We start from the raw sequence: 25,980 nt of genomic DNA on the forward strand, positions 1-25,980 counted from the left end.
CGTGGAGGAGGCGGGCAACCGCTTCCGGTTCATTGCCAGCGTTGTGCGTGGCGGGGGTGGGCTCGGCAGCGCGCGGCATGCCGATCCCCATCGCGCGATAGAGGTCACGTCGCTCGGAGCGCGAAATGCCTTTGGTCGCGAGAAACTTGTCGAGGGACGCCTTGTCGGTGGGCATATCGCTGCTGGCATAGACCGGCATTTGAGCCTCGCGCGCCATAACCTCGTCGGCGAAGCCCTTATCGACGGCGTCTTGGCCCCCGATGTAGGTTTCGGCTTTCATCATCGCGAGCAGCTCGTCGCGTTCCAGTCCGGTGCGCGCGACATAGGTGTCGGCCATCGCGGTATCGAGCTTGCGGAGGGTCGCGATCGCGGCCTCCATATCGTCAGCGTTACCGAAGAAAACGCCCTGCGCCTGGTGGATCATGATCTCGGCATTGTGCGCGATCGCGATCGTGTCACCGGCCATGGCGATGATCGACGCGGCCGAGGCGGCGATCCCGAGGATCTGCACCGCGACGGGCATCGGGTGCCGGCGGAACAGATTGTAGATGGCGACGCCCTCAAAATAGTTGCCGCCGGGCGAATTGATCTCGACTGTAACGGCCTTGTTGCCGATCGAGCGCAGCGCGCCAGCGACACGCGCCGCGGTAACGCCATTGCCCTCATAATCGGCGCCGATCCGGTCGAAGATCGAGATCGTAGGGTTGTCCGATGCAAGCGCGGAAACTTCGAACTTCGCGAAGTCTGACGCGAGCGCTTGGGTTTCGAACTGCCAATCGTTGCCGCCGGCCAGGTCGGGCATGGCCGGCGGCCGCTCGGCGCGGATCCCCCAGAGCGCGGTGCGGGTCAGCAAGCTGCTACGCTGCATCGGTCTTTTCCTCTTGCATGATCGCGGCGGCGGTGGTGCCGGGGCGGGGCAGGTCGTCGCCACCGTCGACCGGATTGCGATCCATCGTCTCGCGCGCCTCGTTCTGGGTCAGGTAGCCGTTGTTCGGCCCAAGCGCGGCCTTCAGAAAGTCGGCCTGATCCTTGAGCGAACCGCGAAGCAGTGCGCCCTCATTGAACTTCGCGTAATAGGTCTGCTGCTCGGCCGGGGTGAGCAGCCACATCCACACCGCCTCTTCCCAGATCACAAACCAGGGCATCAAGCAGTAGGTGATGAAGAACAGCGACAGCTGCTCGATGCCGCTTCCCCAGCTCGTCTCGTCGAACATCAGAAGCGGCCGGGGAACGCCGGTGAACCGTGCGACTTCCTCCGCCTCGCGCTTCATCAGCTCGACCAGCTGCGAATCCCGGGCAGTCGATGCGAAGAGCTTAGCCTTCAGACCTTCCTCGAGGATCAGCCAGTCGTCGGTCGCGCCGACGCCGGCATAGTCCTCGCGCAAGCTGTCCTTCAGGTTTCCGATCGCCTCGGCGCCGAGTGATACATCCGTCTCCAGCGCGCCGCGCGCCATTGTGCCCTTGGTGAGCAGGCGGGCGGCCGCTTGCTGCGCTCGCACGGCCATGCCCAGCGTGTCGGCCGCGACATCGAGGATAGAAATGCCGTTGAGGCCATCCAGCGTCAGGGGCGTGCTGAAGTGAAAGACGTCGTCGGCCTGCAGGATCGTCGTACCGCCGCTTGGCCGGTTATACCGGAAGGTCAGATCGAAGGTGTCCGACAGCAGCGGCTTGATGCTTCCGCGGGCGAGCGGGACGAGCTGGCGCACCGCGCCACGGGATTTGATCTTTAGCGCGTAGGCTGCGCCATCGAGCAGGGCACAGAGCTGCATGTAGCTCTTGAACCGCGATGCCGTCTGATAGTCGTTCGGCTTGCGATGCAGGACATTGAACAGCGGGTGGTCGGTCGCCTTTTCGGTATCGCGGCCGTTTCGACGGCGGAGGTGCAGCGGCAGCATGCCCATCGACCCGCACTGAAGCGTAAGGGCACGGTTCAAGGTGCTATTGCGAAGCGCCAAGCGCTCGTTGACCGCGACGCCGGCAAATCCCGTACGCCCGCCAGTGCCCCGCATCATCTCCAGCAGGGCAGGATCGCTCAGCGAATAAGTTTCGTATGCGACGATCGGGCCAGCCAGTTGGGGATGCCCGATGCGCTGAGGCTGCGCGCCATTACGACGATAGCCAGCCGCTGCCCTATATTGATCGGGCGACGTGAATCCTGCCATGCCGCCTCCTTAGATCCGCAGGACGCCACGCGAGGCGTAAACCGATTTCTTTTTCGGCTTTTCGTTCATCGCGGCAGCGCCGACGACCATCGCGATCGTCACGATCCCGTCGATGCGGCCGCGCGACCGCTTTTTGTCGAAGGCTCGGTTGGCCTGGCCGTCCTCGATCAGCGCGGCATTGGCCGCGCAGCTATATGTCACCGGCGACGCGTCGATCGTGATCGACCCGTCAAGGATGGCGTCTTCCAGTTTCGTGATCGACTGCGGCATGCAGAGCTGCTTGTCTTCGAACAGGACGCGGGTGCCCTGCGCGTGGGCGACCAGCTTCATCCCCTTGCCGTCGGGCTTGCCCGGACCTTCATAGCGCCAGACTGGGAAACCTATCTCGTCACAGGCTTCGATGAAGCTCGCGATAAAAGCGGCGTCGAAGGTGAGGAATGCGACGTCGTGTTCGGCTTCGATCTCCCTGACTTTCGCCGCAACGAAGGTCATATCGATCACGCTACCCGGCACCGCCGTCAGATATTTCTCATCGACCCACGCCTCGTAGGGCGCCGAATCCGCCTTGGCGCGATCCTCGATCCCCTCTTTGGTCGTCCAGTACCAGGTTTTGACGTCGTGCAGTGGGCCCTTGTCGACACGCGGCGTGATCCAGTCTGCCGATAGGGCGGTGAGATCGTTTTTCCGGCTGAGATCGAGGGACAGATAGCAGCGCTTGCCGCGCAGCGCCTTTGTATCGACCGCCCCCTGAACCGCTGCCCAGGCCTCTTCCGCGATCCAGAAGTCGGCGGCGCCCGTAGGAATCCCGAAATAGAGACGCTTCACGGAGGATGCGGTCGATATCCGCGTTTGGGCCGTCACGACGCGCTCGCGGATATTGCCGATCGGGAAAGTCTCGCCGAGGGCCGGCAGCGCCTTTGGCCAGCAGGCCTCGTTGGCGAAAACCGTCTCGCGGTCAGCCTTATCGACACGGGCGACGAAGGCGAACGCCGTGTCGTCCTTGACCTTCCCGAGCGCGATGTCCTGATATTTGTCGGAGAAGGAAGTGCCGACATGCTGCGATGTCGCGGGCGTGTTCGTGCCGAGGATCATAATGGCGTTGCCCGCCATCTTCGTGATTGCCTCTTCCCAGGTGTTAATCGCCGTGTCGGTGCGAAACTCGTGGATCTCGTCGGCCAACACCGCGGCAGGCCGGGGGCCGGACTGGCGCTCGCCACCGGCGAGGGTGCGGAAGAACGACTTCGATTCCGGGTGCTCGATCATCCAGGCGTTTTCAAGTTCGCCGCGAATGACGACCTCGCCGCGCGTCTCAAGACTATCGCCCTCATCCTGCTCTGGGATGTCGGCCCGGCACATCGCCGTTGCGTCCCTGAAGAGCACGTTAGCGGTCGCCTTATCGTTGGCCAGCGCGAAGACCTGAGCTCGCGAGATATCGCACCAGCCCATGATGTAGAGGCCAATCGCCGCCATCAGCGGAGACTTTGCCTGTCCCTTTCCTGTTTCGAGCCAAGCAGAGCGAAAGCGCCAGCGCCCGGTCGCATTCACCCAGCCGAAGATACTGCCGACAACGAAGGTGTGCCAGGACAGCGGGTGGAACGGCTGCCCGGCGCTCGGGCCATCAGTGACGGCCAGCACCGCCGGCATGAAGCCCAGCGCGTGCGCCGCCAGCTCTGGGCGCCAGTACAAGCCACGCTTCTCGGCGTCGCGAATGTCGCGCAGGTGCCTCTCGGCCTGCGCTCTGACGATCTCTCCGGTGACGATCCGCCCTGCGACCGCCGCCTCGGCCCATGCCGTGGTTGGGTCGGGCGCGGAAAGAAACCTATTTGGCAACGGGCTTCAGATACGCATCCGCGCCAGTCGCGCGTCGCGCCTTACGTTCGACCTGGGCGGCGCCACCGCGGCGGCGTGGCGACAGACCCAGCTCCGCTTCAAGCGCCGCCGCCGAGGTGGCCGCCTCCTTCATAGCGGTGAAGTGCGGACTAATGCGGGCGATCGCCTTCGGATTGCCTCGCTTCGGCTTCGAAACCGGCCCTAGGTTCGCAGCGTCGATCGCCGCCTTGTCGTGAACGATGTAGATCATCACCAGCCGCGCTATTGCGTGGGCATTGGCCGGCGCGAGAATATTGCGGTTGCGCATCTCGCTCGTGATCGAGCGCCAATAAGCCCGGGCCGATTCCTTGTCGGCCGGATACTTCAGAAAGGCGTCCCAATCGGGCTCAACAACGATGTCGCCGCTGCCTTCGATCACGTTCATGCAGCACCATCCCTTCGGGATGACCCCGAACTTTTTACTTGAAAACACATCTCAGTGCGCACGGAGGGGGCCGTCGGTGTCCAGCCTCGCGGCCTCTCAGACTTTCGACCCGGGGGGTGGGCCTGACCGATCGCGGTTCCAGGGGTGGTCGGCGCTGGTCGGCCGCCCGTCGCGCCCGATGCCGCGCCCCTCGATCGGGGCAGCGTGATTGAACTGCTCGGCCGTCACCTCGAGGTGGCACGGCTCGCAGAGGTTGCGGGTGTTCTCGTCGACGTCCTCACCGCCCAGCGCCAGCGGCTGGATATGGTCGACGCGGGTGGCGAGGGTGACACGACCTGCCGCCTCGCATCGCTCACACAGGCCGCCCGTGCGCGCCAAGCGGCGCTTACGCAGTTTGACCCCAGCCGAGCCCCGGATACGCTCGCCCATACGAGCCCCCTTGGTCTTAGTGCTCGACCACCCTAATCAACCGAAGGGGCAGGGGAGAACGTGGCAGTGGCAGACAGTTGGACATCGCCAGCGGTAATCGTCGGTGTGTGGGGCGCGATCGCGGCTACCGCTGCGTCGATCATCGCTTGGCGCGTATTCCGTTGGCAGCGCCAAGCCGAGTTTCCGGTGGTCACATGCTCCCCGAGGCAGGCCGTGGAACATGACGACTGGATAGCGCTCAACATTGTGGTGCGGAACGTGACTGACACGGCGTGGCGCTCGACGCGCATGTCGATCAAGCGCCCGCGCGGGGCGAAAGGCTTTTCGGCGATGCTTGCCGAGAGGACCGGCACGTTCGACGACCTGATCAATTTCCAAGCCGCCGAGCGGACCTGCTCGTCAGTGTTCAAGATGGGCGCGGAAACGGCCGCTGCGGGAACCCCAAGGCATCAGCACTGGGGCGGCGGAGACGTCTCTCATGAGACGATCTACCTGCTCAAATCGTCCATCCGGTCGAGCAAGCTGTCGATGCGCCTTAGCCTAGTATCCACCGACGCGATCGAACGACGGATTACAATCGCCATCAAGAGGCAACTCGAAGCAGCGGCGGCGATCGCGTAGATTTGAAGCCAAGCCAGCATCAACCGCTCCTCCAACAAAAAAACCCGCCGGGGAAGGGCGGGTTTTTCTGAGCGCACGAATGCACTGTGGTCTAAGTGCCTCAATTCGTGCCCCCGCGCAAGAGGCTGATGTTAACGCAGCACTGTTTAGCTCGCCCCTCCATCTGGGTCACACGTGGCCACGGTTTGGATGGCAGCCAAGATGATGTCGCGGACCTCCTCCCAAGGCCGCATATAGCCCCGCTCATCAAGGAATTGCTCGTCCACGCCAATCGGCACGATCGCGCCGGTGAGGAACTCGGCCGCCGGCGCGGCCACCACTTTTGGCGCGCTGACCGCGGCCACCAGATCGACCAGCGCCCGCATGAACCGATCCCTCGCCTCGGTGCGATGCTTACCAGATTTCGGGACCACGATGTTCCGCGTCACGGCCGGCTTGCGCCGTGCGTCGATCTTCTGGATTTCGCGCCCTCCGAAAAGCTCGATAGCGACTTCGGTAAAGTCTCGATCGAACAAGGCCACCGCCCGCAGCACGGCAAGCTCGTTCTTCACCCTCGCTTCGATCCGCTGCAGGGCGAGGTCGGCAAAGGCGATGCCCTCCAGCCGAGCGATCGCCAGATCCGCGCCGGACAACGTCGACCGGCCTCCGGTCCCCACGTTGAGCTGGCTCTTGACCTCCGAACGCTCGGACTCGTCGAACGCCTTGCGGTAGATCGCCAGCGCGCGAAGCTGCGCGGGGCTAAGCCCCTCGATGCTGAGGAACCGAGGGCGCACCTGCCAAGCCTTTCCGATCATGGTCCGCCGCCCGCCCGGCAGGATGTCATAGACCGGCGCCTGGACAAACTCGGAGTGACGCATGCGCTCTGGCGTCGGCTCGGCCGGATCGGCACGCGGCAGCTTGGGGCGGTCGGCCTGCTTCTTGGGCCTGATCGCGCCAGCCAGCGCGGCCCGCGTCCGTTCGGAAAGTCCGGCGCGAACGTCGATGATATCCTTCTTCCGTTCGCCGCTCACTTCGTCACCTTCCGCTTTCCGTGACATTTCTCGGCCAAGATCTCGGCCTGTTTGCGATCCGCCCAGCCGGGCAGCCATTCGGGATTGATGAGGATCAGGCCAGCATCGTGCCACGCCGCGCGGGCCGCCTGCCGAGCCCTTGCAGGGTCCGGGAGGTGGTTGAGCGGGGCGAAGCTCGCTAGCGATGATCGCACCCGGCTCAATGCTTAGTCCTCGCAAGCTCGGCGTCCCAGTAGGCCTCGGCCTCACGGGTCATCCGGGTCATCTCGGCGTAGCGGTCGACCGCATCCGGATTGCGCCGATCCCAGTCGTCCATCCGGCGGATCGCCTCATCGCTGGCGGCGGTTGAGGCAGCCTGCTCACTGACCGCCTTTTGGTGCTTGGCGTTGAGCATCCGGCTGGTGGCATGGAACCAGCCGCGCCGCTTATCTTCGGGTTGCGCCTGCCACCAGCTGTCGATCGACGCCAACTCAGCGCGTAGATCGGCGATGGCGTGAAAGCTGCCTGCCCACTGGTCGAAGTCCCGCTGGTTGAGCCGGACGGTCTGCCCATCGAAAGCATAACCCAGTCCCGCCGTCGCGCGCTCGCGCGCGGGAGGTTCTTTCTTTATTTCATTCCCTTCTTTCTTCTTTGCGGCGCCGCCGCGGCGCTCGTCCGGCACCGCCGCACCGTTTACTGCGGCACCGCCGCGCGGGAGGGGCTGATAATAGTCGAAGTTACAGATAGTTATTACGGTTTGGCCTGCGGCCTCGCCGCGCTCAATTTTTGCCGCCGCCGCACCGGCATCGAGAAAGCGCCGCACCCTCTTCTCATCCCACCTCCACGCGGCCGCCATGAAGCGGATTGAATGAGAGAACTGGCCTCTCTGGAGATTGATCACACCTCCCTTCGTCGCGATGGTCGTCGGCTGATATACAGCCTGCTCGACCATCCACTGGAAAGCCGTGCGCTTGCAAAATGCCTCGCCTTGGAAAAGGGGGTGATCCATCCACCCGCGGGGCATGCGATACCAGCCGGTCATAGGGGCTCCATGTTGATCGAGAGGCGTGCCATCAGCGTACCGCCTGGAAGCGTCGGAAAAACTTGCCGTGGTGGATACCGTCGGCTCCGTGGCGGAACTTCGCGCAGCTGAACTCCAGCCGATCGCGAGCGCGCTCCATCTTCGAGGCCCACGCGTCATAGTGCTGGTCGTCGCTGCGAGGCTCTTCCTTCGAGAGATAATATTCCTCGCTGAGCAGGAAGATCACGAAGTCGGCGTCCTGTTCGATCTGGCCGCTGCTGCGCAGATCAGAGAGGCGAGGGCGCTTGTCCTCACGGCTTTCGACCGATCGACTGAGCTGGGACAGCGCGATGATTGCCACATCTTCCTCACCGGCCATCTGCTTCAGCGTGCGGCTCACCTCGCTGACATCGTCGAACTCGGAATTGCCACGGTGATCGGGGCGAAGCAGTTGGAGATAGTCGACGGCGACCAGGTCCAATTTCTTGCCCTGCACTTCGAGAAGGCGCTTATGCCGCCGAATGGCGCGGCGCAGCTGACCGAGCGTGTGGCAGCGCTTGTCGATCACTTTCATTGGCAGAGCGGCGATCTCGTCGCGCATCGCGCGAATCTGGCGGCGATGATGATCCTGCACCCGCCGGTTCATGATCGCGTCGAATGACACCGGCTGGCCCGTGCTGTGGCAGTGGTCAGCGATCAGGCGGAGGGCGAGCGTCTCCCACGTCATCTCAAGGCTGGCGAGCAGGACATGGTGCCCCTGCGCCGCCGCGCCGCGCAAATAGCTCACGATCGTCGCTGTCTTGCCCATGCCGGGGCGCGCGGCGAGGATACCGAGCCAGCCGGGGCGGATAGCGCCGATCAGATGGTCGATGCCCTCAACGATGCCGCTGGTGACGCCGACGATCTGGCGATCGAAGCCGTCAATGACCTCGTCGATGCAATCGCTGCCGTCGCGGAAGGTGATGTCGTCACGCGCCTCGATCGCCGCGCTGAGCGCGCTGTCAGCGCTCGCCACGATCGCGGGAAGGTCGGCACCCGGCACCGATGCGCTTTGAATGGTTTCGCGCAGCGATGCGATCAGGCGGCGTTGGGTGGCAAGCAAGCGGACCTGCGAGCAATACGCATCGTCCAGCCGGTCGGTCATCGCATCTCGGGTGAGATCCTGCAGATACCGCTGACCGCCCGCGTCGTGAAACTCGTCATCGTCTTTGAAGAGCGGTGCAAGCAGAACCAGATTTACCCGGCGGCGCTCCGCGACCTCACGCATGGCGACGGCGAAGATGCGTCCCAGCAATGGATCGGCAAAGTCGCGATCATCGACCTTGTCGCCAATCACCTCGGCCCAGCTGTCATCATAGAGCAACTGGCCGATTATTTTCTGCTCAGCGGCGGGGTTGCTCAGGATCAGGTCAGCCGATCCGGCTTCGCGCACAGCGAACACGCTCACTGGCGGATCCCCCGCAATTGGTCGTTGAAGTCCTTGAAGCCGATGCGGGGAAACATGGTGCGCACATCGAGGCCACGCTCGCCCAGCGCACGAGCCGCCTTGTCGATCGCGGCGCGCCCGGCGTCGTCATTGTCGCCCGCCAACACGACGGTCCGGACAATCGGCGGCAACATCAGTGCTGGCATCATGTCTGTGCCGAGCGCGACCCATACCGATCGACCGGGCATCTCCTGCGCCAGCGTCAGCCCATCCTCCGGGCCTTCGCAGACGATAATCTCATTGGCTGGCGGCCCGAGCCGCAGCGCACCGCCACGAACCCGCCCAAGGCTCAGCTTAGCGCGCTTCATCGCGGCTTTCGCTTTCCCACCGTCGCGCAGGAAAATGCGCTGCAGACCTACCAGCCGGTTCTGATCATCGGAAACGCCACCGATCAGGGCGGGCAGGGAGGGGCCGACCTCGCCGGTCTCTCGATCGCGCCAGCGGTAGCAGTGGCCAAAGCGGATTGTCGCGGGCAGGGACATCGTGATCCCGCGCGAGCGGGCGTAAACCTCCGCTGGCGATCCAGCCGCTGGCCCGGCAGCGTCCCAGATTGCGCGCGCCTCCGCGATCGCCTCGGCCCGCTCAACCTCGTCTTCAGCGGCTGCGATCGCCCGCTGGGCTGGATCAACGACGGGCAGGTCGGCAGCGCCTAGCCAGCGAAGGGCTTCTTTGAAGTCCAGTCGCTCGACATGCATCACATACTCGACGATGTCGCCGTCGGCGCCGCATCCGAAGCAATGATAGCGACCCTGGCTATCGTAGAGCTGCATGCTCGGGCTGCGCTCCTGATGGAACGCGCAGACCGCCCGCTTTGCACGTCCGGCGCGCTCGACCTTGCGGCTGCGCGCAACCACAGCGCTGATGTCGTGACGCGCCTTTGCATCCTCGACCAGCCGTCGAAACTCGGCGTCAGCAGCCGGGTCGCGGCGACGATCGCCGGACCGAGAGTTTCCCCGCCCCGGCACAGTCAGGCCTCGGCGGCAATAGAAGCAGGGGAGGCCTGTCGGGGTAGATCGTAAAAGTCGTTGGGCGTCACTTCGCCGTTGGTCGCGGCGATAATAGCCGGCATCATTCGATTGCCGGGCTTTCGCGCGCCCTTCGCTATTCTCTCAATGGTCCTCGCGTGTGGCGTGCCGGTTCGACGGGCGAACTCGGAGTACGTGAGGTTTTCGCGGGTTAGATAGGCCATAAGCTGCATGCCAACAGATTAGCCTGAGGGGCTATTAGCGCAAGGGGCTAATTCGCGTTTATCCCCTTTCTTTGTTTGGCCTATTGGGCTAAGTCGCGCGCAGTTAGGCGGGAGGCGAATTTGATCAAGGACCAAATCGAAGCTGTTGGGCATCGGCTGCGCGAGCTTCGCCTTGAGAAAGGCTACACCCTAGAGCAGCTCGCTGCGAAGATTTCAGCGCAGAATAACGAGGTGGTGCATTTCACCACGCTCGCGAAAATCGAAAAATCGATGCGTACCATCTCGCTCGATTGGATCTTCAAGATTTGCGTCGCACTTGGGGTAGATCCTGGTGAAGTGCTTGATCAGCAACTTGACCGACAGAAGCCGCTGCGCACTATTCCGCTGATCGGCCAAATCGCCGCCGGCAATTGGCGGGAGGCTGTGCTAGATAGCACCGAACTTGCGGCGGTTCCGGTCAGCACAAGCTCATCTGCCTTCGCGCTCGAACTGGTAGGCGATAGCATGGACCTTATTGCCCCGCCGGGCAGCCTCATCGTGGTCGATCCTGAGGACGGCGACCTACGAGACGGGAAGGTTTACGCGATCATGAACAGTGAGCATGAGGCGACCTTTAAGCGGTTTCGGGCCGATCCCATGCGACTTGAGCCGGTGTCGTCGAACCCTGATCACAAGCCGATCCCGTTGGGAAAAGTCCCTTTCACCGTCATCGGACGTGTCATCTACAGCATCGCGGCACTGTAATATGCCTGAGCGGCGAAAATCACTGTTGACTGTTTAGCCGCTCAGGCTAGCCTTATGCGTATCGGTTGATCGCCCCCGGGCCGAAGACGCCGATGCGCAGGGAAAGGAAATGCGTGCTCGCCTGACGGCAGCCTCCGCGGATCGGCCCTGCTCCTCGAACGCAGGGAGGCCGCAGTGGCCGGTGACGCACCAAAACCCCCAATCAGCCGGGGAAGCATGGCTGAATTGGCGGCCTCGCCGCCGAAGCCCCTTACCGATTTGATCAAGTATTCGGACGCACTCGCGCTCCACATCCGCCGGATCGCCTCTCTTCAAGAGGCAATCGAACGCGGTGGCTTCATGACGGCTGTCGAGGACGCGCTGCATTTGCACTGCCTGGTTGACTTGCAGGGCGGTGAGGTGCGTCGCGCCGTGGCCCTGATCAACATGCATTCGGCAGAAATCGGGGGCATCTAATGGGCAATCCTCAGCATTCCGAGGTGAAGTGTGCCAACTGCGCCTTCTTCGATCAGGCCGGCGCACAGCTCGCTTCGGCGATCATCGATCCGCAGGCCACTCCCGACACTGGCGTCTGCACTGCCGAGCCGCCCGTAGCCATGCCCAGCGCGTGGTTTCCGGTCAGCGTCTTTCCCAAGGTGCACGCCAGTCGCTCCTGCGGTCGGTTCACCCCCGCTGGCGGATCAGGACCAAATGGCGGTGAGCAGAAGGATCCGGTCGTCGTTCCTTTCGGCAGGAGCGCGGCATGACGAACGCACCATCGAAAATCTGGATATGCGTCACGGGCAAAGAGGTTCCTGACTGGATCCTTGAGCGCATGACGACGGCCGATGTCGCCACCGATGGCAGCTTCGAGATCGAAGCATCTGACGGCGTGGTAAAGGTTGAGGCGGGATACGCCGTGTTCGAGTTCGGGGAACAGGTTTTCGCCTGCCCGCCCAAGCTGGTCCAGGAGAAGCTAGCGGCTGCGGCCGGTGAAGACAATGAGGTGGTCGCGAACCTCGCCAATCGCGCGGAGGCCGAACGCGAGCGTCGACGCGAAGAAAAGCAGGCGCCGCTCGCTAAGGCATCGGGCGACAAGCCGCTTAAGCTGAAGGCGATGATTGGATCACCCCCGGCGCCGCAGTTCGCTCTGGTCGACCAGCTGATGGTGGATGACAGTTACCAGCGCTCGATCGAGGGTGGGGCTTCGCAGAAGCTCATCGTCAAGATCGCTGAGAACTGGGACTGGCGGCTCTGCCTGCCTTTGATCGTCTCCCGACGTCAGGGAAGCCTCTACGTGATCGATGGGCAGCATCGGCTGGAGGCGGCTCGTCTTCGCGGCGACATCAGAGATATTCCGGTCGTCGTGTTCGATTTCGACGATCCGCGCGGCGAGGCGGAACTCTTCGTCCAGGCGAACCGCAGTCGGCGCACGATGAGCAAGTTGGACGACTTCCACGCCGCCGTGATCGCCGGAGACACTAAGGCCGTGGCCGTGAACGAGGTGGTCACCGCCGCCGGTCTCGCCGTCGGCCGGATTCAAGCGTGGCAATATTGGAAGCCGGGCGAAGTGGTGTTCGTAACCGCAATCACGCGGGCGCTTCACAGCCACGGAAAGCCGGTCGTCGAGCAGGTTCTCGGCATGATCGCTCGGGCATTCGAAGGGCTCGTCCTAACCGGGGTGGGGGCCGTCTTCGAGGGCCTCTGCTCGATTGTTCAGGAGCGCTCCAAGGCAGGCAACCCGATTGACAGCGCCTTGATGGAGACCGTTCTCGCCGAGGTCGGCATCCCCGGATGGAAAGAGGCCGTCGATGGCGCCGAAAGCGGTCAAGAGCGCGCGGAAGCTATGATGAAGGCGCTGGCCGAGGCCTACGCAGAAGCGGAGGCAGAATAATGCTGCACCAGCGAACCACCTTCTTTGGGGAAACCCAGAAGATGCTTGCGCTCGCGCTACACGGTGCGGGTCAGACCGATCGCGAGATCGCGGATGCAAACAACACGTCCGTGAATAACATAATCGCGTGGCGGCGAGAGGCTGGACTGCCCGAGAACCTCTCGGCGGCAGCGAAGGCCCGCGCACAAGAGGAGCAATACACATCACCAGTACGGCGCGTCTCTCCCCCGCGCGCCGGATCAGCCGCGGCTCGCAAAGGCGATGCCCCCCCTGCCGCAGAGCCGCGGCTGATCACCCCCGCTCAGGCGCAAGCGGATTACGTGGCGCCGGTCCAGCCGACGGGCGACAATGCGCTTGAGATCGGCATTCACGTGGACAGGCCGGTGTTTGTTGATCTCGAAGAATTGCTGACTACCCGGCTCCTGATTCAAGGCAACAGCGGGAGCGGCAAAAGCCACCTTCTACGGCGGCTGCTCGAAGAGTGCGCTGGGATCGTGCAGCAGGTCATTATCGATCCGGAGGGCGATTTCGTCAGCTTCGGCGACGCCTTCGGACACACGGTGATCAACGCAAAGGATTTTGCAGCCAGCCGCCTATGCGGGATCGCGGCCAAGGCCCGGCACCTGCGCGGCTCAATCGTCCTGAGCCTGGAAGGAATAGAGATCGAGCAGCAGATGGATGCTGTCTCGGCGTTTCTGTCAGGCCTGTTCGATGCGCCGCCTGAGCATTGGCATCCGATCATCGTCGCGATCGACGAGGCGCATTTGTACGCCCCGGCCGGCGACAATGGGGAGGATAAGGAAACTCGCAAGAGCAGCCAGCAGGCGGTTGCCAATTTGATGTGCAGGGGCCGCAAGCGTGGGCTTGCGGGGATCATTGCTACCCAGCGACTGTCGAAACTGCACAAGAACGTCGCAGCGGAGGCGTCTAACTTCCTACTCGGCCGGACCTTCTTAGATATCGACATCGCCCGCGCCGCGGATCTGCTCGGCTTACAGCGAGCGCAAGCCGAGGACATCCGAAACTTGAGCCGGGGCGAGTTTCTCGGGCTCGGGCCGGCGATCGCGCGGCGACCTCTCAAGGTGAAGGTTGGCTCTGTCATCACGCTGGGGAAGGCGGGCCCCGAGAAGGGGCTTACCCCGCTCCCCAGCCTCACGGCTGAAGCGATGCAATCTCTGATGCTCGCCGATGAGGATGGGGAAGACCTACCGGTTGCCCCGGCGCTGAGGATCGTCAAATGAGCCGGCCAGGCACTAGGACGGGCGAAGCCTATTACATCACGCCGGACAAGTTGGCCCAGCTGGTCGAGCTGCTCCCGAGCGTAGGCAGTTTTCGCGATATCTGCGCGATCCTGGGCCTGCGACTTGATGTTGTCCGACGTGAAGCTGCGCCGTTTCTTGCCATCATGAAGCTCAACGGCACGCATCCGCAGTGCGGCTGCGGCAAGGACAGATTTCACCCGTATGGCTGCGCCGACAGCTACGCCAAGAGTTGGCCCGCCGACTGCGTGCCTGGGCGCACGCGCGCGGAATCCGTCATCATATTGGAGCGCCGTCGCATCGCACTTGAGATGCTCGTCGACGGCGATCGCCTTTGCGACATCGACCGGAGCCTCGGCATGTCGAAGGGTGGCGCCAAAAACTACCTACACTTCCTGACGCCGGAGCAGATGGCCGAGCGGGAACAGAACGTCACGCGGCGGCGGCAAGCCGAGACCCAGCCTCAGAGGCGGGCGGCATGATCAAAACTCAGCACGAGGGTACCGAGAAATGAACGACAACATCATATCGCTGCCATCCGCTCTGCGGCCTGTAAACGTGGGCTCAGCTGTCGCGAACCTCATCACGATGGCGCAGATCGAGCGCGAAATTCCCACCACCATGACTGGTGTAGATGGCATGGAAACTTTGGCCGAAGCCGTCGCCGGCATTGCCGATCGCGTCTCACGCGACGAGGCGGTGATCCTGCTCGGCGTCGGCGCGATGCTGTTGCGCGTGACGCGCGGATGTCCGCGTCCCGAGGAAACTCCGAACCCTTGGCCCGTCGGACTGGTCGCGCATGTCGAGGCGATGCTGCCCCCGCTGCCGCCAGCCGAGACCGACGGTTACTATCAGACCTTGGGCAAGGTTGGTCCCGATGCCATCGTGCCGGCTGTCTATGTCGCGCTGCTCTGCGCGAGGATTAAGCACCTCGAGGCTCAGCTGCTCGCGGCGGATGTGCAGACGCGCTCAGAGGTCGCGGATTTGATTGGCGCGAACATCATGGCGCAGCCAGCGGGAGAGGCCTGATGACCGATCCGTATGGGCACGGCTTCAAATCGGCGCGCGAGCTGGCACGAACGGCCGTCCTCGATCTCGCCGAGCAGCACGATCGACGTTCAGCCGAGCAGGTGCGTGAAGGACTGTCGCCGTCTCAGGACGTGCGCAGGCTTCATCAAGCCGCCGATCGCATTGCCAATATCCGGGTACCGCGCCGCGAAGCGCGCTCGGGTGTGCCAATCACGAAAGGCCAAGACCGATGAAAGTCATTCGCGACTGGTGGCCAGCGATCGCGCTTGTGGCGTGGCTCAGCTTTGTATCTTGGTGGGCTGGGCTGCTCACTGCCAACGTCGTTGCTGGCACGGTGCTAGCCTCGCTCATCATTGTCGGTTTCGAAGGCGCCGAGCGCGCACGCGAGCGCGATAAGGAGATCGCGGCGCTTCGCGCTGCACTTCAGGTTGAGCGAGCGGCGCTTGTGTCAGCCGAGGCGCGGGCGGCTACCGTCGCTGAGGATGGTGTGCGGCGTGCTGCGATCCTATCCGGCGGCCACGCGATCGCCCGTTATAACCTTGGCTCGATGTATCCCGCATTCGGTTTTTACGGCGAGGTGCCGGTTGAGCCGCACGAGTTTGGCCAGGCGGAAGCGGTGATCGACGGATTGATCCTGCTGCTCGGCGGCGCGCGTCCGGAGAAGTCCGAGTGATCGCCGAGATTGCAGGCTGCCGCCCCAGCGTCTGGTTGGGTATCTGGATTGGTCGACGGATGGTGCTGTCAATCGGCCTCTGGTGTGATCTGGACGGACCCAGCCTGTGACCCGCCAGCTCACCCTCCTGACCCTCGCAATATTCTGGCTGACGATGGCACTCGCCGAGATTGCCATCCAAATCGCAAGGCTTTCCCGATGACCACGGAACTGCCGCCGAAAGATCGGCGAAAAGACCGCATCCTCCGCGCTCGCGAGGTTCAGCAGCGCACGGGGCTGTCCGTGCCGACGATGTACCGCCGCGAGGCCGCTGGCACGTTCCCGAAGCGTGAGCCGCTTGGGGGGAGGGCGGTGGGCTGGTACGAGAGCGACATTGACGAGTTTGTTGCGAGCCCCGCCAATTATCGGTTGAGCGCATATACCGTCTCGTAGTTCGACCTATTTGTTTGATGTCCAACTGATGGAGTAACTTCCCGGCGACAACTGGGGGGACTCGATTCGTGGATACGTTTGATCGCTGGTGCCTATTTTGTGATTTTGAGTTTCGAGCCGACCACGCCAGCGCTCCTCAGCCGATATTAGCCGACTACATCGACGATCTTATTCATTTAGTGGGCCGGGGTGAGGCGAAGCGGGTATTCGAGCATGAAAGCCGTGTCACACGCATAGCCCAGGCACGTAAGGTTAACTTGGCCGATGGGACCGAGGCCCTGGCGATGGTGATTACGTTAGGCAACAAGCGGGGCGCTGACCCGGCGTTTCTGCATTTCGATTTGGGTGGTGCCCGCTCGCCGGAGAAAGAGGATGGCGAAGTCAAAGGGTACAGCGCCCATTGTTTGGTCCGCCTAAGTCCGGACGATGATAGGCCCGATCGGTATAGGATGCTGCTCGAAGAGGTTCGAGGTATCGGTCGCACCCCGGTCACGCGCTTGCTCAATCGCGCGCTGCGTCAAATATCAAAGGATAGAGGCGAGCGCTTCCTTAATCCGGACACGGGCCGTTGGAATAACTTTGCTGCTATTGTCGAGGTCAATCCTCGGCAGTCTCAAGATCTGGCCCGCGCGCTGGAGCACGGCGCGTTTCTCCCCGTGACGCTGTTCGACACGCGGCGCGTGCCGGCTTTTGACGAGAATCCGCAGTTTTCGGTGCGGCAGCATATGCTCACGGTAAAGGTCAAACCCGCCCCGGGGAGAACATTCACGGAGGCGCTACACGATTTGAAAGACGTGGCTTCCGCAAACGGCTATGGACACATGAGGGTCAGCTGGCGACTGCCGGGCGAAAAGCGCGGAGGGTCCGCTGAGATGCGCACGGATCTTGCAGATTTAGGTACCGCTATGTTCGCGCACCGCGAGATGGTACATATAGAGAACGGATTGCCAGAGTGCTGTGACCAAATCAGCGATGAGTTCGTCGCTGCCATGATCGACCAGTACGCCTAGCGTTGGAGACCGGAAATGCTGTTGGCGCCATTGCGCTATTGGAGGGTGCGTCACCCGACGAAAACATGGTGGGACAAGATCTTGCCAGGCGTCGGCACGATCGTGCTCACCAGCATACTGCTTTTTTGGCCCAAGGTCGGTCCAGTTTTTGGCGGTTCCGGTTTCTTGGCGGGGCTCCAGAACCTCTACGCTATTCTCGGCGGCTTCTTTGTCACGGCTTTAACGTTGGTGTCGACGACGGCTGGAAAAGCGTTGTCTCAGCCTCTTGCCGGATACCCGCCCGTGACGTTCGGGCGTGGTATCGACCCGATTGAGCGCCGCCGATTTTTATGCCTACTCTTTGGGTACTTGGCGTTTTCGTGTTTCGCGTTGTATGTGGCCGGCCTTCTGGCGAATCTGATCGCCCCGGGAGCTAGGCTCCTCATCATGCCGGTATTTCATCGTCCGGCGGCTGGCCTGTTCCTACTTATGTATAATTTTTGGCTTTGCCATGTCTTCACTGCGACGCTGGTCGGCCTCTATTATTTCACGGACAGGCTTCAGCGGCCGGATCCTGAAATCGTGCGCGACCGTGGGTCTGAACAAGTCGAATAGCGGACTTCTAGTTTGCCAGCAGATCGGCCCAAGCCTGCCCCAGCTCGCGACGCGGCTTCAGGTAACGTGCGCGGTTATAGGCCCACTCCGATGCCGACATCCCCTGCGGTACATGCGCCAGCATCATGTCGATCAACATGCGATCGCCATCGCGGCTCAACTCAGCGGCGCGCTCGTTCATGACTGTCGAGAAGGCAGATCGCCAGCCGTGTGGCACCATCCGCCCCTTGTAAGCACCGCCGGCCATCCGCTTGTAGAGCGAACTGATGGCAGAATCGCTCAACGGCTCGCGCCAGCTCTTGCCGCCAGGGAACAGGAACGGTCGGTTGCCGGTGATCGATCGCAACTGGCGCAGCAGCGCCACCGCCTGGGTGGACAGGGGCACCTCATGCCCAAACGCCTCGTTCCCCTTGTCCTCGACGTCCAGCTTCATCCTGCTAGCGGAGATGCGCCACATGGCATCCGGGGCAGGGGCGTCAGGATCGTCCCAGTCGATACCCTCGAACTCATCCCATGTCGCGGTGCGCAGAACGCCGACGCGAACGACGGTGAGTGCGATCAGGCGCGAGGCAAGCTTCGTGGTGATGCCGGCCGTCGACCTGTCCACCGCGCGCTGCAGTTCGATCAGATCCTCGATCTTCGTCAGCGAGGGCTGCTTGGACCCTGCCGGGGTCGGCTTGAGCGCGTCGCCGATTTCCGAGATCCCGAGAACCGCGTCCGCGCCGACCAGGTGCTCGCCTTTGGCGCGCTTGAATATCGCGACGACGTATCCCTTCACCCGCTTTGCAGTCTCGATCGATCCGCGCTTCTCGATCTTGCGCAGCTCGCGCAACACCATCGGGCCGGTGATGTCGGCAATGGGCATCTTACCGAGGGCGGGATATAGGTCACGCTCGAGCCTAAAGCGGACGCGGGCCGTGTGGCTGGGCGACCAGCCGGGGGCTTCGTCGCGCTGCCAATCTTCGGCCACCGCCTTGAAGGTCGCGCCCGCCGCCGCAATAGCGGCGAGCTTGCGCCGTTCGGCCTCAACGGCTGGGTCTTTGTTTTCGCGCAGGATGGCGCGGGCGTCGTCGCGGCGATCGCGCGCGGCGCTCAGCGAGACTTCGGGAAACAGGCCGAAGGTCAGCCGCTTTTCCTTGCCTGCGAAACGGTATTTGAACCGCCACGACTTCGCACCCTTCGTGGTGATGAAGAGGTAGAGCCCGCCCGAATCTGCGAGCTTGTAATCCTTTGCACGAGCCTTCGCGGCTCGCGCTTCGGTGGCGGTCAGTGTCATCCGGCCACCTCGATGTTCTCTTCTATGAACTCGAGCAGGCGAGGTGATGGCGTGAACCATTCGCCACCGACCGCGCTCTCGGCGAAAAGGCGGTGGAGCATGCCCTCTGTCGCGAATCCGCCGCTAAGCACACCCATGAGCTCCAAAGGCCGATCGCCCCCAAGCTGCAACTGCGCCAGCCGCGCCGGCAGGTTCCTGGTCACTCCGATCTTGATGAGCCCCGACGCCTGCCTGACGAAATACACATTAGGCGTCCCCTCGGTCTCAGGCGGGGTGAGCAGAAAGAAGGCGGCATCCCGCTGAGCGACCACCTCTAGAGCGCGGCGAGGATCTTGCTTCGCCTTCAGCAATAGTCGAGCCTGGTCCCGTAGCTCGCGCGCGCGTTCGACGGTGATCTCGGGGTAAAGACCGAACGTCAGCCGCTGCTCGTGGCCCCCAAACCGGTACTTCAGCCGCCACGATTTCGCGCCGGCCCTCGTGATGTACAGGTAGAGGCCATTCGAATCGGCCATCTTGTAGGCGCGGTCCGTTGGAGCGGCCTCGGCGATCTGGGCATCTGTCAGCATGTCACGATGATATGGGGGCATCCGAAGGACATCAAGTCCCCAGTGCCCCCAAAGCTGCCCCCGCCCGGCCCGAGATGTCTCGGCGAAAATGAGAACTAGTGGAAGAGCGACATTGCCAAAACCTCCGAAAAATTGAGGTTTGCGACGCTTTATGGAAGCTATGAGGGGAAACACTGGTGGGCCCGGCAGGACTCGAACCCGCAACCTAGCCGTTATGAGCGGCCAGCTCTAACCATTGAGCTACAGGCCCCAACCAGCGTCCCGGCGATTAGCGGAGGATCGCGCCCGCTGGCAAGCGTCCCCGGCTTTCACCGGGGACGATAGTCCGTCTTAGAGCGAGAAGCGCGTCGCGATGCGGAAGTCGCGACCGGCGAGCGGAGCGAAATCCTTCAGGAAGCTTGCGTGACGGCGGGCATTTACGTCGAAGATGTTGTTCGCCGACAGGATGATGCTGGTCGTCTTGTCGCCCGTGAAGGGGTGGAAGGTCAGCGAAGCGTTGACCAGAGTATAGCTGTCGGTCGGGCTTTCGTTCACCGCAAGCCGCTGCGCCTTGTCGACCCATTCGACCTCGACACGACCGTCGATCCGGTCGCTTTCGACGCCGAGTCCGCCAAGCAGGCGAAGCGGTGGGATGCGGGGGGCGGGGCCGACGCTTTTGATGTTCGCGTGGATATAGTCGCCCAGCGCGTCTGCGCGGATCGTGTAGTCGCCGATCGTGGCGATATCGAGCGTGCCTTCGGCTTCGAAGCCGTAGAAGCGCGCCTTGCCCTGCTGGTTGAGATAGACGGGCAGGCCATCTTCGAGCGCGCCGGTGCGGATGTCGTAGATGAAGCTGTCATACCAATTGTGATAGGCTGAGGCGTGGACGGTGAAGCCCGGCCCCTTGCCGTGCAGCACCGCTTCGACGCCCCAGGCGCGTTCGGTGTCGAAGGCGGGATCGCCGATCTCGAACGCTTCGGTGCCCGCGTGAGGGCCGTTGGCGAACAGTTCCTCGGGCGTGGGCGCGCGCTCGGTGCGCATCACGTTCACGCCCGCGCGCCAATTGTCATCAAAGCCGTAAGAGGCGCCGAGCGACCCCGAAAAGGAATCAAAGCTGCGTTTGCCGGAGAAGAACTGGCTCTGGTTATCCAGCGGGCTCGCCGACGAATTGGCACGTTCGTAGCGTAAAGCGCCTTCGACCTTGAACGCGCCATAATCGAGCTGCTGCAGCGTGAAGAAGGCGAGCTTGTCGGTCTGGCTCTTGGGCAGGAATGCCTCTTCGCCGATCACGTTGAAATCGCGCACGGTGATCTGCGCGCCGGTCGATCCGCGCCAGGCGCCGCGATCGGCCTGGACGACATCGATGCGACCTTCGAACCCGTCATTGTAGAAGGCGGTACCGATCGCGCCGTCTTCCTCGAGCTCGAAATGGCGATAATGCGCATAACCGGTGCGGATGCGTATCGATTTGAGCAGATCGCCGCCGGTTTCAATCTCGGCGCGCGCGTCGACGCGGTTTTGGAGGACGTCGAGGCGCGGCGCCTCCTGTCCCTCGCCCGGCACCACCGCGTAACGGGCGGGGATGCCATAAAGGCTGTCATAATGGCCGTAGGAGATGCCGAAGCTGCCACGGTCACCGATATAGGCGACGCCGGCGCCGGCGGTCCAGGTTTTGGCGGCGCTGTTCGGCAGCTTGTCCTTCAAGGCAGCATTGGCACCGAAATCGATCTCCGGATCGGCATCCGGATCGGCGGGAAGCGCGGCAGACGCAAGCGCGTCGGCACGGGCCGAACGGCTCAACACATGCCCGCCAATGTCGAGATCGCCGGTCTTCAGATAGCTGCCATCGGCATGGACGACGAAGCCGCCGCCGACCGGAGCGTCGATCGCGCCGCCGATCGTCCGCTCATTCGCGGCGGTGCCATAGCCCCCGGTGAAATCGGCATGGAAGGCTTCGTCGGGAATGGCGCGCGGGATACGCTTGTCCGAGACGTTGACGACACCGCCGAGTGGGGCGGAATCGTAGAGCAGCGCTTCAGGCCCGCGAACCACCTCGATACGATCGGCGAGCAGCGGATCGATAACGACGGCGTGGTCCGCGCTGGTGTTCGACACGTCGATCGATCCGATGCCGTCGGTCAGCACCGGCGCGCGGCTACCCGAAAGGCCGCGCAGGATGGGGCGCGACGCGTTGGGGCCGAACGAACTGGCCGAGACACCGGCGGTGTGCTGCAGCGTTTCGCCGATCGTCGGCCGCACCATGCTCAGAAGCTTTTCACCGCTGATGGCGACGCTGTTGGCGAGCACGTCCATCCGGTCGCGCTGGATTGGGGCGGAAACGATGATGTCGTTGGTGGGCGTCTGGTGATAGTCGGCGTCGGCCGCGTCTTCGGCGAAAGCGGGAGCCGCGAGGATGAGCGCGAGCGAGGAGGAGAGTGCGAGCCGAGAGGCGAGCGTCATGTTATAATATTCCCTTTGTGACCTCGCCTGCCTATGCCTCGTGAGATATTATATCAAGACACTTTGTGCGGCCACTCGTCGTGCCTCAGCAAGGCACCTGCAACATTTTGACATCTTTCGGCGAAGGTGCTGGATCATCGGGTCTGCATGGACGGAATCAGTTCCAACACCGTCGTTACGGCCGCTTTCGCAGGCTCCAGGCACGCGCGCGACTACGATCTTATCGCGCGGGCCAAAAGATTGTGGCCCGGCTCGCTCACAGACCGGATTCGGCAAGGCGAAGCATGACAAGCGTCGACAGCCGCGCCCGTTCCGCAAGGCTGTCGACGATCAGATATTCGTCAATCGAGTGGATAGCCCCGCCGCGTGCACCCATCGTGTCGACCACGGGGACGCCGCACGCGGCGATGTTGTTGCCATCACACACCCCGCCGGTCGCCTTGCGGCCGATCGCGATGCCCAGATCGGTGGCGCTGCGTTCGACCAGAGTGAACAGCTTTTCGGCGCGGGCATCGACGGGCTTGGGCGGGCGACCGAAGCCACCGTGGAGGTGGATCGAAACCTCATGCTCGGCCGCGACTTCGGCGATCAGCCGGTCGATCAGGGCGACGGCGATCGCCTGATCCCCGGGTAAAGCGGGGCGCAGGTTGACCCGCAGGATCGCGCGATCGGGGACGATGTTGTTCGGGCCGCCGCCATCGATCTTCGCCGGATTGATCGCCAGACCCTGCCGCCGCGCGCGGGATAGCCGCAATGCAAGATCCGCCGCCGCTACGACGGCATTGCGGCCATCCTCCGGATTGCGGCCGGCATGGGCGGCGCGCCCCGTGATGATGATCGAAAAATTGCCGCTGCCCGGCCGTGCACCCGCCAGTGTTCCGTCGGGCAAGGCCGGCTCGTAGGTCAGCGCGGCGAGTTTGCCGCGAGCTGCGTCGGCGATGAGCGATGCCGAGCCAGGCGAGCCGATCTCCTCGTCCGAGTTGATCACCACCTCATAGCCGATCCGCGACGCGAGCGGCGAGGCTTCGACCCCGATCAGCGCGGCGAGCATCAATGCGATGCCACCCTTCATGTCGGCACAGCCGGGTCCGTTCAGGATCGCGCCGTTTTCGAGCGGCACCACCGTCTGGAAGGGGTGATCGATCCCGAACACCGTATCCATATGGCCGGTCAGCAGCAGTTGCACCGGCGCCGACGGGCGCACGCAGACGTGGAGGTTACGCCCGAACACAACGGGCTGAACGATCCCCTCCGCATCGACCGTCTCGCCAGGTGTCGCATCGAGGAGCCGCACGTCGCCTGGCAGCACCGCGTAAGCGTTGGCCAGCAGGTCCGCCACCACGGCCAGGCCGTCTAGATTGCGCGACCCCGAATTGACCGCACTCCACGACTCGACCTGCGCACGCATCGGGGCCGATGCGGCGATGTCGAGCGCGGAGACGGGCAGGGTCACAACAGCCGCCCGCCCAGATCGGCGGTCATGTCTTCGATCGTCGGCGCTTCGAAGCTTGCAACGGGGTAGGCGCAGTAATCGGCGGCATAATATGCGCTGGGGCGGTGGTTGCCCGATCGGCCAAGCCCGCCGAAGGGCATGTTGCCGGCCGCGCCCGTCGTCGGTCGGTTCCAGTTCACCACCCCCGCGCGCGACCGCGACATGAAGCGCTGCCACAATTCTTCGTCGTCGCTGAGCAGCCCTGCCGACAGACCGTAGCTCGTCGCATTTGCGGCCTCGATCGCGGCGTCGAAGCTGGGAACGCGGATCAGCTGGAGGACGGGCGCGAAGATTTCCTCATCGGGAACGTCGATCCCGGTCACGTCGTAGATCGCCGGGGTGACGAAGGCATCCCCGCGATCGAGCCGTTCGAAGGGGAGGAGGGGCTTGGCACCCTTCGCCCTGAGCGCCGCGACAGCATCGATCGCGCGGGTCGCCGCGGCTGTCGATACAAGCGGCCCCATATAGGGCTCCTGCTCGTCATCCCACGCACCGATGCGCAGGCGCGAGGCGAGCGTATGCGTCGCCTCGACGATTGCATTGCCGAAGCTGCCCTCCGGCACGATCAGACGGCGTGCGCACGAGCAACGCTGGCCGGTGGTCACGAACGCCGACTGGACGATCGCGGCCGCCGAACTGTCGCCATCGCCCCATGCGATCAGCGGGTTATTGCCGCCGAGTTCGAGCGCGAGGATCAGATGCGGCCTGTCGACGGTCGCACGACGGAAATGCGCACCAGTCGATGCTGCGCCGGTGAACAGCAGTCCGTCGATATCGGCGTCGATCAGCGCCGCGCCCTGATCGCGCCCACCCTGAACGATCTGGAAGATGTCGTCCGGCACCCCAGCGACGTGGAGGAGCCGCGCCATGGTCTTGCCCGTCAGCGGGCATTCCTCGGACGGCTTGAAGATCACCGCATTGCCCGCGAGCAAAGCGGGAATGATATGCCCGTTGGGCAGATGGCCGGGGAAGTTGTACGGCCCCAGCACCGCCATCACGCCATGCGGCTTGTGGCGCAGCACCGCGCGGCCGAAGCCGGTCGTCGCCTCGCGGGTGCCGGCGCGCTCGGCCTGTGCGGCGATCGACACTTCGACCTTGCCGATCATCGACGCGATCTCGCCGCGCGTTTCCCACAATGGCTTGCCTGTCTCGCGCGATATGTCCCGCGCCAGTCCGTCGGTCTCGGCTCTCAGCGCCTCGGCATAGCGGCGGACGACGGCGATGCGATCGTCGACCGGCATTCCGGCCCATCCCGACAGCGCGGCCCGCGCGCGATCGACCATTGCGGGGATTGTCGTGACCGACGTCTCCTCGCCCTCCCATACCGTCTCACCGGTGGCCGGATCGATCGACTGCATCATGTTCGCACCCTCATCGTATCACCTGTGTTCAGCCCCAGCAGATCGGCGTCGCTCGCGTCGATCGTCGCCCGATCGCCGTCGACGAATACGGGCAAGCGCGCTGCACGGAAGTCCGTGATGCGATTGGTCGAAATGATCGTCTGCTCCGCCTCTCCCGGATCGCCGATCGCGACCGTGCAGGTTCGGGTTCGCTCGATCGTCGTGATCGAATCGCGCGGAGCGGTGTAGGTCGGGCCGCCGTCGAAGATGTCGACCAGCCCCGATCCGCGAAACCCTTCCTGCTCCAACATCGCACGCGCCGCCTGTCCTTCGACATGGACCTTGCCGATCGCGTCGGCGGCGGCCTCATCGATCAGTTCGACATAGATCGGATGGCGCGGCGCGAGATCGAGGATGAACTGTCCGTCGGTCGACATCACCATATGATCGGCCTGATCGAAGGGCAGGCGGAAGAACTTGCTCGCGACGCCTTCCCAGAAAGGGCAGGTGCCGTCGGGCGCGAAATAGCCGCGCAATTCCGCCATCACCGTTTCGGAGAAGCGCGCGCGCTCCGCGCCGATCAGCATGTAGCGCGATCGGGCGAGCAGACTACCAGCGCCCCCGCTGCGCCGTTCGGGGCGAAGGTACAGCGATCCGACCTCAGTCCAGCCCGCGCATTCGTTGACCAGCACCAGCGCCTGATGATCGAAGCGGGTCGCAATCGCCGAGGAGAATTGTGCGAGCGTCATCACGCGGAACGAGAAGTGCGGGCGCCCGACGCCCACGCCGGCGCGGACGCCGCATAGCCCCTCGACCCGGCCGGTCTCGCTGTCCTCGAGCATCAAGGTGTACCAGGCTTCGCGCGTCGGCACGGTGCCCGCGAAGCTCTGTTCGGACAATGTGAGGCGGGCGAGCAGGGTGGCCTCATCCTCGGGCAGGCTCGTGAAGCCGCGCCCCGAAAGGATCGCCAGCTCCATCAGCGCGGACAGATCATCGATGCGGGCGGGGCGGACGATCAGCATCCGCTGGCTGCGATCTTGCGACGAGGAATCATCACGGTCTTGTGCGCCGATCTGCGCGCAAGGGGAAGTCGCGGCTCCGT

28 protein-coding genes and 1 tRNA gene are annotated in these 25,980 nt (G+C 63.5%); 13 read left to right on the forward strand and 16 right to left on the reverse strand.

Going from position 1 to position 25,980, the window contains the following annotated elements; genetic code table 11:
* The 5 genes from FYJ91_RS00005 to FYJ91_RS00025 form a co-directional block, all read right to left on the reverse strand.
* On the reverse strand, window positions 1–868 hold an 868-nt coding region (locus tag FYJ91_RS00005; RefSeq protein WP_149520245.1), incomplete at its 3' end, for a head maturation protease, ClpP-related.
* Window positions 858–2,162: a phage portal protein gene (locus FYJ91_RS00010; protein ID WP_149520246.1), complete on the reverse strand. Its 1,305-nt coding sequence runs from the start codon at window positions 2,160–2,162 to the stop codon at window positions 858–860. The genes FYJ91_RS00005 and FYJ91_RS00010, both read right to left, overlap by 11 nt.
* A 9-nt stretch (window positions 2,163–2,171) precedes the next feature.
* Window positions 2,172–3,806: a terminase large subunit gene (locus FYJ91_RS00015; RefSeq protein ID WP_246152331.1), complete on the reverse strand. Its 1,635-nt coding sequence runs from the start codon at window positions 3,804–3,806 to the stop codon at window positions 2,172–2,174.
* A gap of 175 nt (window positions 3,807–3,981) precedes the next feature.
* Complete coding sequence (locus tag FYJ91_RS00020) at window positions 3,982–4,416, reverse strand: P27 family phage terminase small subunit (protein ID WP_149520248.1); 435 nt, start codon at window positions 4,414–4,416, stop codon at window positions 3,982–3,984.
* Between the two features lie 96 nt (window positions 4,417–4,512).
* Window positions 4,513–4,845: an HNH endonuclease gene (locus FYJ91_RS00025; protein WP_149520249.1), complete on the reverse strand. Its 333-nt coding sequence runs from the start codon at window positions 4,843–4,845 to the stop codon at window positions 4,513–4,515.
* Window positions 4,846–4,905: 60 nt separating this feature from the next.
* Here FYJ91_RS00025 and FYJ91_RS00030 point away from each other — a divergent pair, with 60 nt between their 5' ends.
* Window positions 4,906–5,466: a hypothetical protein gene (locus tag FYJ91_RS00030; protein ID WP_181008283.1), complete on the forward strand. Its 561-nt coding sequence runs from the start codon at window positions 4,906–4,908 to the stop codon at window positions 5,464–5,466.
* A gap of 146 nt (window positions 5,467–5,612) precedes the next feature.
* Here the strand turns inward: FYJ91_RS00030 and FYJ91_RS00035 are convergent, their stop codons facing one another.
* From FYJ91_RS00035 to FYJ91_RS00055, 4 genes are all read right to left on the reverse strand, one after another.
* Complete coding sequence (locus FYJ91_RS00035) at window positions 5,613–6,476, reverse strand: hypothetical protein (RefSeq protein ID WP_149520251.1); 864 nt, start codon at window positions 6,474–6,476, stop codon at window positions 5,613–5,615.
* Window positions 6,477–6,675: 199 nt separating this feature from the next.
* Window positions 6,676–7,497 (reverse strand): hypothetical protein, encoded by an 822-nt coding sequence (locus FYJ91_RS00045; protein WP_149520253.1) that lies wholly within the window; start codon window positions 7,495–7,497, stop codon window positions 6,676–6,678.
* 31 nt (window positions 7,498–7,528) lie between these two features.
* Window positions 7,529–8,923, reverse strand: a complete 1,395-nt coding sequence (locus FYJ91_RS00050; RefSeq protein WP_149520254.1) for a replicative DNA helicase — start codon at window positions 8,921–8,923, stop codon at window positions 7,529–7,531.
* Window positions 8,920–9,927, reverse strand: coding sequence for a DUF7146 domain-containing protein (locus FYJ91_RS00055; RefSeq protein WP_281290549.1), 1,008 nt, complete (start codon window positions 9,925–9,927; stop codon window positions 8,920–8,922). Before FYJ91_RS00055 ends, FYJ91_RS00050 begins: the two co-directional genes overlap by 4 nt.
* Before the next feature lie 344 nt (window positions 9,928–10,271).
* On the opposite strand from FYJ91_RS00055, the gene FYJ91_RS00060 reads away from it, so the two are divergent.
* The 12 genes from FYJ91_RS00060 (at window position 10,272) to FYJ91_RS00115 (ending at window position 17,765) form a co-directional block, all read left to right on the forward strand.
* Window positions 10,272–10,895 (forward strand): LexA family protein, encoded by a 624-nt coding sequence (locus tag FYJ91_RS00060; RefSeq protein WP_149520256.1) that lies wholly within the window; start codon window positions 10,272–10,274, stop codon window positions 10,893–10,895.
* 174 nt (window positions 10,896–11,069) lie between these two features.
* The gene (locus FYJ91_RS00065; RefSeq protein ID WP_149520257.1) at window positions 11,070–11,351 is read left to right on the forward strand and encodes a hypothetical protein; all 282 of its coding nucleotides are present in this window, start codon (window positions 11,070–11,072) and stop codon (window positions 11,349–11,351) included.
* A gap of 23 nt (window positions 11,352–11,374) precedes the next feature.
* On the forward strand, window positions 11,375–11,641 hold the full coding sequence (locus FYJ91_RS00070; RefSeq protein WP_181008285.1) for a hypothetical protein: 267 nt from the start codon (window positions 11,375–11,377) through the stop codon (window positions 11,639–11,641).
* Window positions 11,638–12,768 (forward strand): DUF6551 family protein, encoded by a 1,131-nt coding sequence (locus FYJ91_RS00075; RefSeq protein WP_149520258.1) that lies wholly within the window; start codon window positions 11,638–11,640, stop codon window positions 12,766–12,768. The genes FYJ91_RS00070 and FYJ91_RS00075 overlap by 4 nt, the downstream gene beginning before the upstream one ends.
* On the forward strand, window positions 12,768–14,009 hold the full coding sequence (locus FYJ91_RS00080) for a helicase HerA domain-containing protein (RefSeq protein WP_425473954.1): 1,242 nt from the start codon (window positions 12,768–12,770) through the stop codon (window positions 14,007–14,009). The genes FYJ91_RS00075 and FYJ91_RS00080 overlap by 1 nt, the downstream gene beginning before the upstream one ends.
* Window positions 14,006–14,509, forward strand: coding sequence for a hypothetical protein (locus FYJ91_RS00085; protein ID WP_149520259.1), 504 nt, complete (start codon window positions 14,006–14,008; stop codon window positions 14,507–14,509). Before FYJ91_RS00080 ends, FYJ91_RS00085 begins: the two co-directional genes overlap by 4 nt.
* 28 nt (window positions 14,510–14,537) lie before the next feature.
* Window positions 14,538–15,056: a hypothetical protein gene (locus FYJ91_RS00090; protein ID WP_149520260.1), complete on the forward strand. Its 519-nt coding sequence runs from the start codon at window positions 14,538–14,540 to the stop codon at window positions 15,054–15,056.
* A complete protein-coding gene (locus FYJ91_RS00095) occupies window positions 15,056–15,289 on the forward strand; it encodes a hypothetical protein (RefSeq protein WP_149520261.1) in 234 nt (77 codons plus the stop codon). Before FYJ91_RS00090 ends, FYJ91_RS00095 begins: the two co-directional genes overlap by 1 nt.
* A complete protein-coding gene (locus FYJ91_RS00100) occupies window positions 15,286–15,729 on the forward strand; it encodes a hypothetical protein (protein ID WP_149520262.1) in 444 nt (147 codons plus the stop codon). The genes FYJ91_RS00095 and FYJ91_RS00100 overlap by 4 nt, the downstream gene beginning before the upstream one ends.
* Window positions 15,730–15,927: 198 nt before the next feature.
* On the forward strand, window positions 15,928–16,161 hold the full coding sequence (locus FYJ91_RS00105) for a helix-turn-helix transcriptional regulator (protein WP_149520263.1): 234 nt from the start codon (window positions 15,928–15,930) through the stop codon (window positions 16,159–16,161).
* A gap of 68 nt (window positions 16,162–16,229) precedes the next feature.
* Window positions 16,230–17,171 (forward strand): hypothetical protein, encoded by a 942-nt coding sequence (locus FYJ91_RS00110; protein ID WP_149520264.1) that lies wholly within the window; start codon window positions 16,230–16,232, stop codon window positions 17,169–17,171.
* Window positions 17,172–17,186: 15 nt separating this feature from the next.
* Complete coding sequence (locus FYJ91_RS00115) at window positions 17,187–17,765, forward strand: hypothetical protein (protein ID WP_149520265.1); 579 nt, start codon at window positions 17,187–17,189, stop codon at window positions 17,763–17,765.
* A 7-nt stretch (window positions 17,766–17,772) separates the two neighbouring features.
* Here the strand turns inward: FYJ91_RS00115 and FYJ91_RS00120 are convergent, their stop codons facing one another.
* From FYJ91_RS00120 to FYJ91_RS00150, 7 genes are all read right to left on the reverse strand, one after another.
* The gene (locus tag FYJ91_RS00120) at window positions 17,773–19,041 is read right to left on the reverse strand and encodes a tyrosine-type recombinase/integrase (RefSeq protein WP_149520266.1); all 1,269 of its coding nucleotides are present in this window, start codon (window positions 19,039–19,041) and stop codon (window positions 17,773–17,775) included.
* Window positions 19,038–19,607: an integrase arm-type DNA-binding domain-containing protein gene (locus FYJ91_RS00125; protein WP_181008286.1), complete on the reverse strand. Its 570-nt coding sequence runs from the start codon at window positions 19,605–19,607 to the stop codon at window positions 19,038–19,040. The genes FYJ91_RS00120 and FYJ91_RS00125 overlap by 4 nt, the downstream gene beginning before the upstream one ends.
* 174 nt (window positions 19,608–19,781) lie before the next feature.
* Window positions 19,782–19,857 (reverse strand) — tRNA-Ile (locus FYJ91_RS00130).
* 80 nt (window positions 19,858–19,937) lie between these two features.
* Complete coding sequence (locus tag FYJ91_RS00135) at window positions 19,938–22,046, reverse strand: TonB-dependent receptor domain-containing protein (protein ID WP_149520268.1); 2,109 nt, start codon at window positions 22,044–22,046, stop codon at window positions 19,938–19,940.
* Between the two features lie 256 nt (window positions 22,047–22,302).
* Window positions 22,303–23,499 carry a hydrolase gene (locus FYJ91_RS00140; RefSeq protein ID WP_281290550.1) on the reverse strand — a complete coding sequence of 399 codons (1,197 nt, stop codon included), beginning with the start codon at window positions 23,497–23,499 and terminating at the stop codon, window positions 22,303–22,305.
* On the reverse strand, window positions 23,496–24,899 hold the full coding sequence (astD, locus tag FYJ91_RS00145; RefSeq protein ID WP_149520269.1) for a succinylglutamate-semialdehyde dehydrogenase: 1,404 nt from the start codon (window positions 24,897–24,899) through the stop codon (window positions 23,496–23,498). The genes FYJ91_RS00140 and astD overlap by 4 nt, the downstream gene beginning before the upstream one ends.
* Window positions 24,896–25,900, reverse strand: coding sequence for an arginine N-succinyltransferase (locus FYJ91_RS00150; RefSeq protein ID WP_149520270.1), 1,005 nt, complete (start codon window positions 25,898–25,900; stop codon window positions 24,896–24,898). Before FYJ91_RS00150 ends, astD begins: the two co-directional genes overlap by 4 nt.
* Between the last annotated feature and the right edge of the window lie 80 nt (window positions 25,901–25,980).

Source organism: Sphingomonas montanisoli (genome assembly GCF_008274695.1).
Classification (GTDB): Bacteria; Pseudomonadota; Alphaproteobacteria; order Sphingomonadales; family Sphingomonadaceae; genus Rhizorhabdus; species Rhizorhabdus montanisoli.

Coding starts and splice junctions, on each gene's coding strand:
- FYJ91_RS00090 (WP_149520260.1), top strand. CDS start 14,538: ATGAACGACAACATCATATCGCTGCCATCCGCTCTGCGGCCTGTAAAC.
- FYJ91_RS00085 (WP_149520259.1), top strand. CDS start 14,006: ATGAGCCGGCCAGGCACTAGGACGGGCGAAGCCTATTACATCACGCCG.
- FYJ91_RS00020 (WP_149520248.1), bottom strand. CDS start 4,416: ATGAACGTGATCGAAGGCAGCGGCGACATCGTTGTTGAGCCCGATTGG.
- FYJ91_RS00045 (WP_149520253.1), bottom strand. CDS start 7,497: ATGACCGGCTGGTATCGCATGCCCCGCGGGTGGATGGATCACCCCCTT.
- FYJ91_RS00115 (WP_149520265.1), top strand. CDS start 17,187: ATGCTGTTGGCGCCATTGCGCTATTGGAGGGTGCGTCACCCGACGAAA.
- FYJ91_RS00010 (WP_149520246.1), bottom strand. CDS start 2,162: ATGGCAGGATTCACGTCGCCCGATCAATATAGGGCAGCGGCTGGCTAT.
- FYJ91_RS00015 (WP_246152331.1), bottom strand. CDS start 3,806: ATGCCGGCGGTGCTGGCCGTCACTGATGGCCCGAGCGCCGGGCAGCCG.
- astD (WP_149520269.1), bottom strand. CDS start 24,899: ATGATGCAGTCGATCGATCCGGCCACCGGTGAGACGGTATGGGAGGGC.
- FYJ91_RS00125 (WP_181008286.1), bottom strand. CDS start 19,607: ATGCTGACAGATGCCCAGATCGCCGAGGCCGCTCCAACGGACCGCGCC.
- FYJ91_RS00120 (WP_149520266.1), bottom strand. CDS start 19,041: ATGACACTGACCGCCACCGAAGCGCGAGCCGCGAAGGCTCGTGCAAAG.
- FYJ91_RS00025 (WP_149520249.1), bottom strand. CDS start 4,845: ATGGGCGAGCGTATCCGGGGCTCGGCTGGGGTCAAACTGCGTAAGCGC.
- FYJ91_RS00150 (WP_149520270.1), bottom strand. CDS start 25,900: ATGCTGATCGTCCGCCCCGCCCGCATCGATGATCTGTCCGCGCTGATG.
- FYJ91_RS00095 (WP_149520261.1), top strand. CDS start 15,056: ATGACCGATCCGTATGGGCACGGCTTCAAATCGGCGCGCGAGCTGGCA.
- FYJ91_RS00080 (WP_425473954.1), top strand. CDS start 12,768: ATGCTGCACCAGCGAACCACCTTCTTTGGGGAAACCCAGAAGATGCTT.
- FYJ91_RS00135 (WP_149520268.1), bottom strand. CDS start 22,046: ATGACGCTCGCCTCTCGGCTCGCACTCTCCTCCTCGCTCGCGCTCATC.
- FYJ91_RS00100 (WP_149520262.1), top strand. CDS start 15,286: ATGAAAGTCATTCGCGACTGGTGGCCAGCGATCGCGCTTGTGGCGTGG.
- FYJ91_RS00105 (WP_149520263.1), top strand. CDS start 15,928: ATGACCACGGAACTGCCGCCGAAAGATCGGCGAAAAGACCGCATCCTC.
- FYJ91_RS00075 (WP_149520258.1), top strand. CDS start 11,638: ATGACGAACGCACCATCGAAAATCTGGATATGCGTCACGGGCAAAGAG.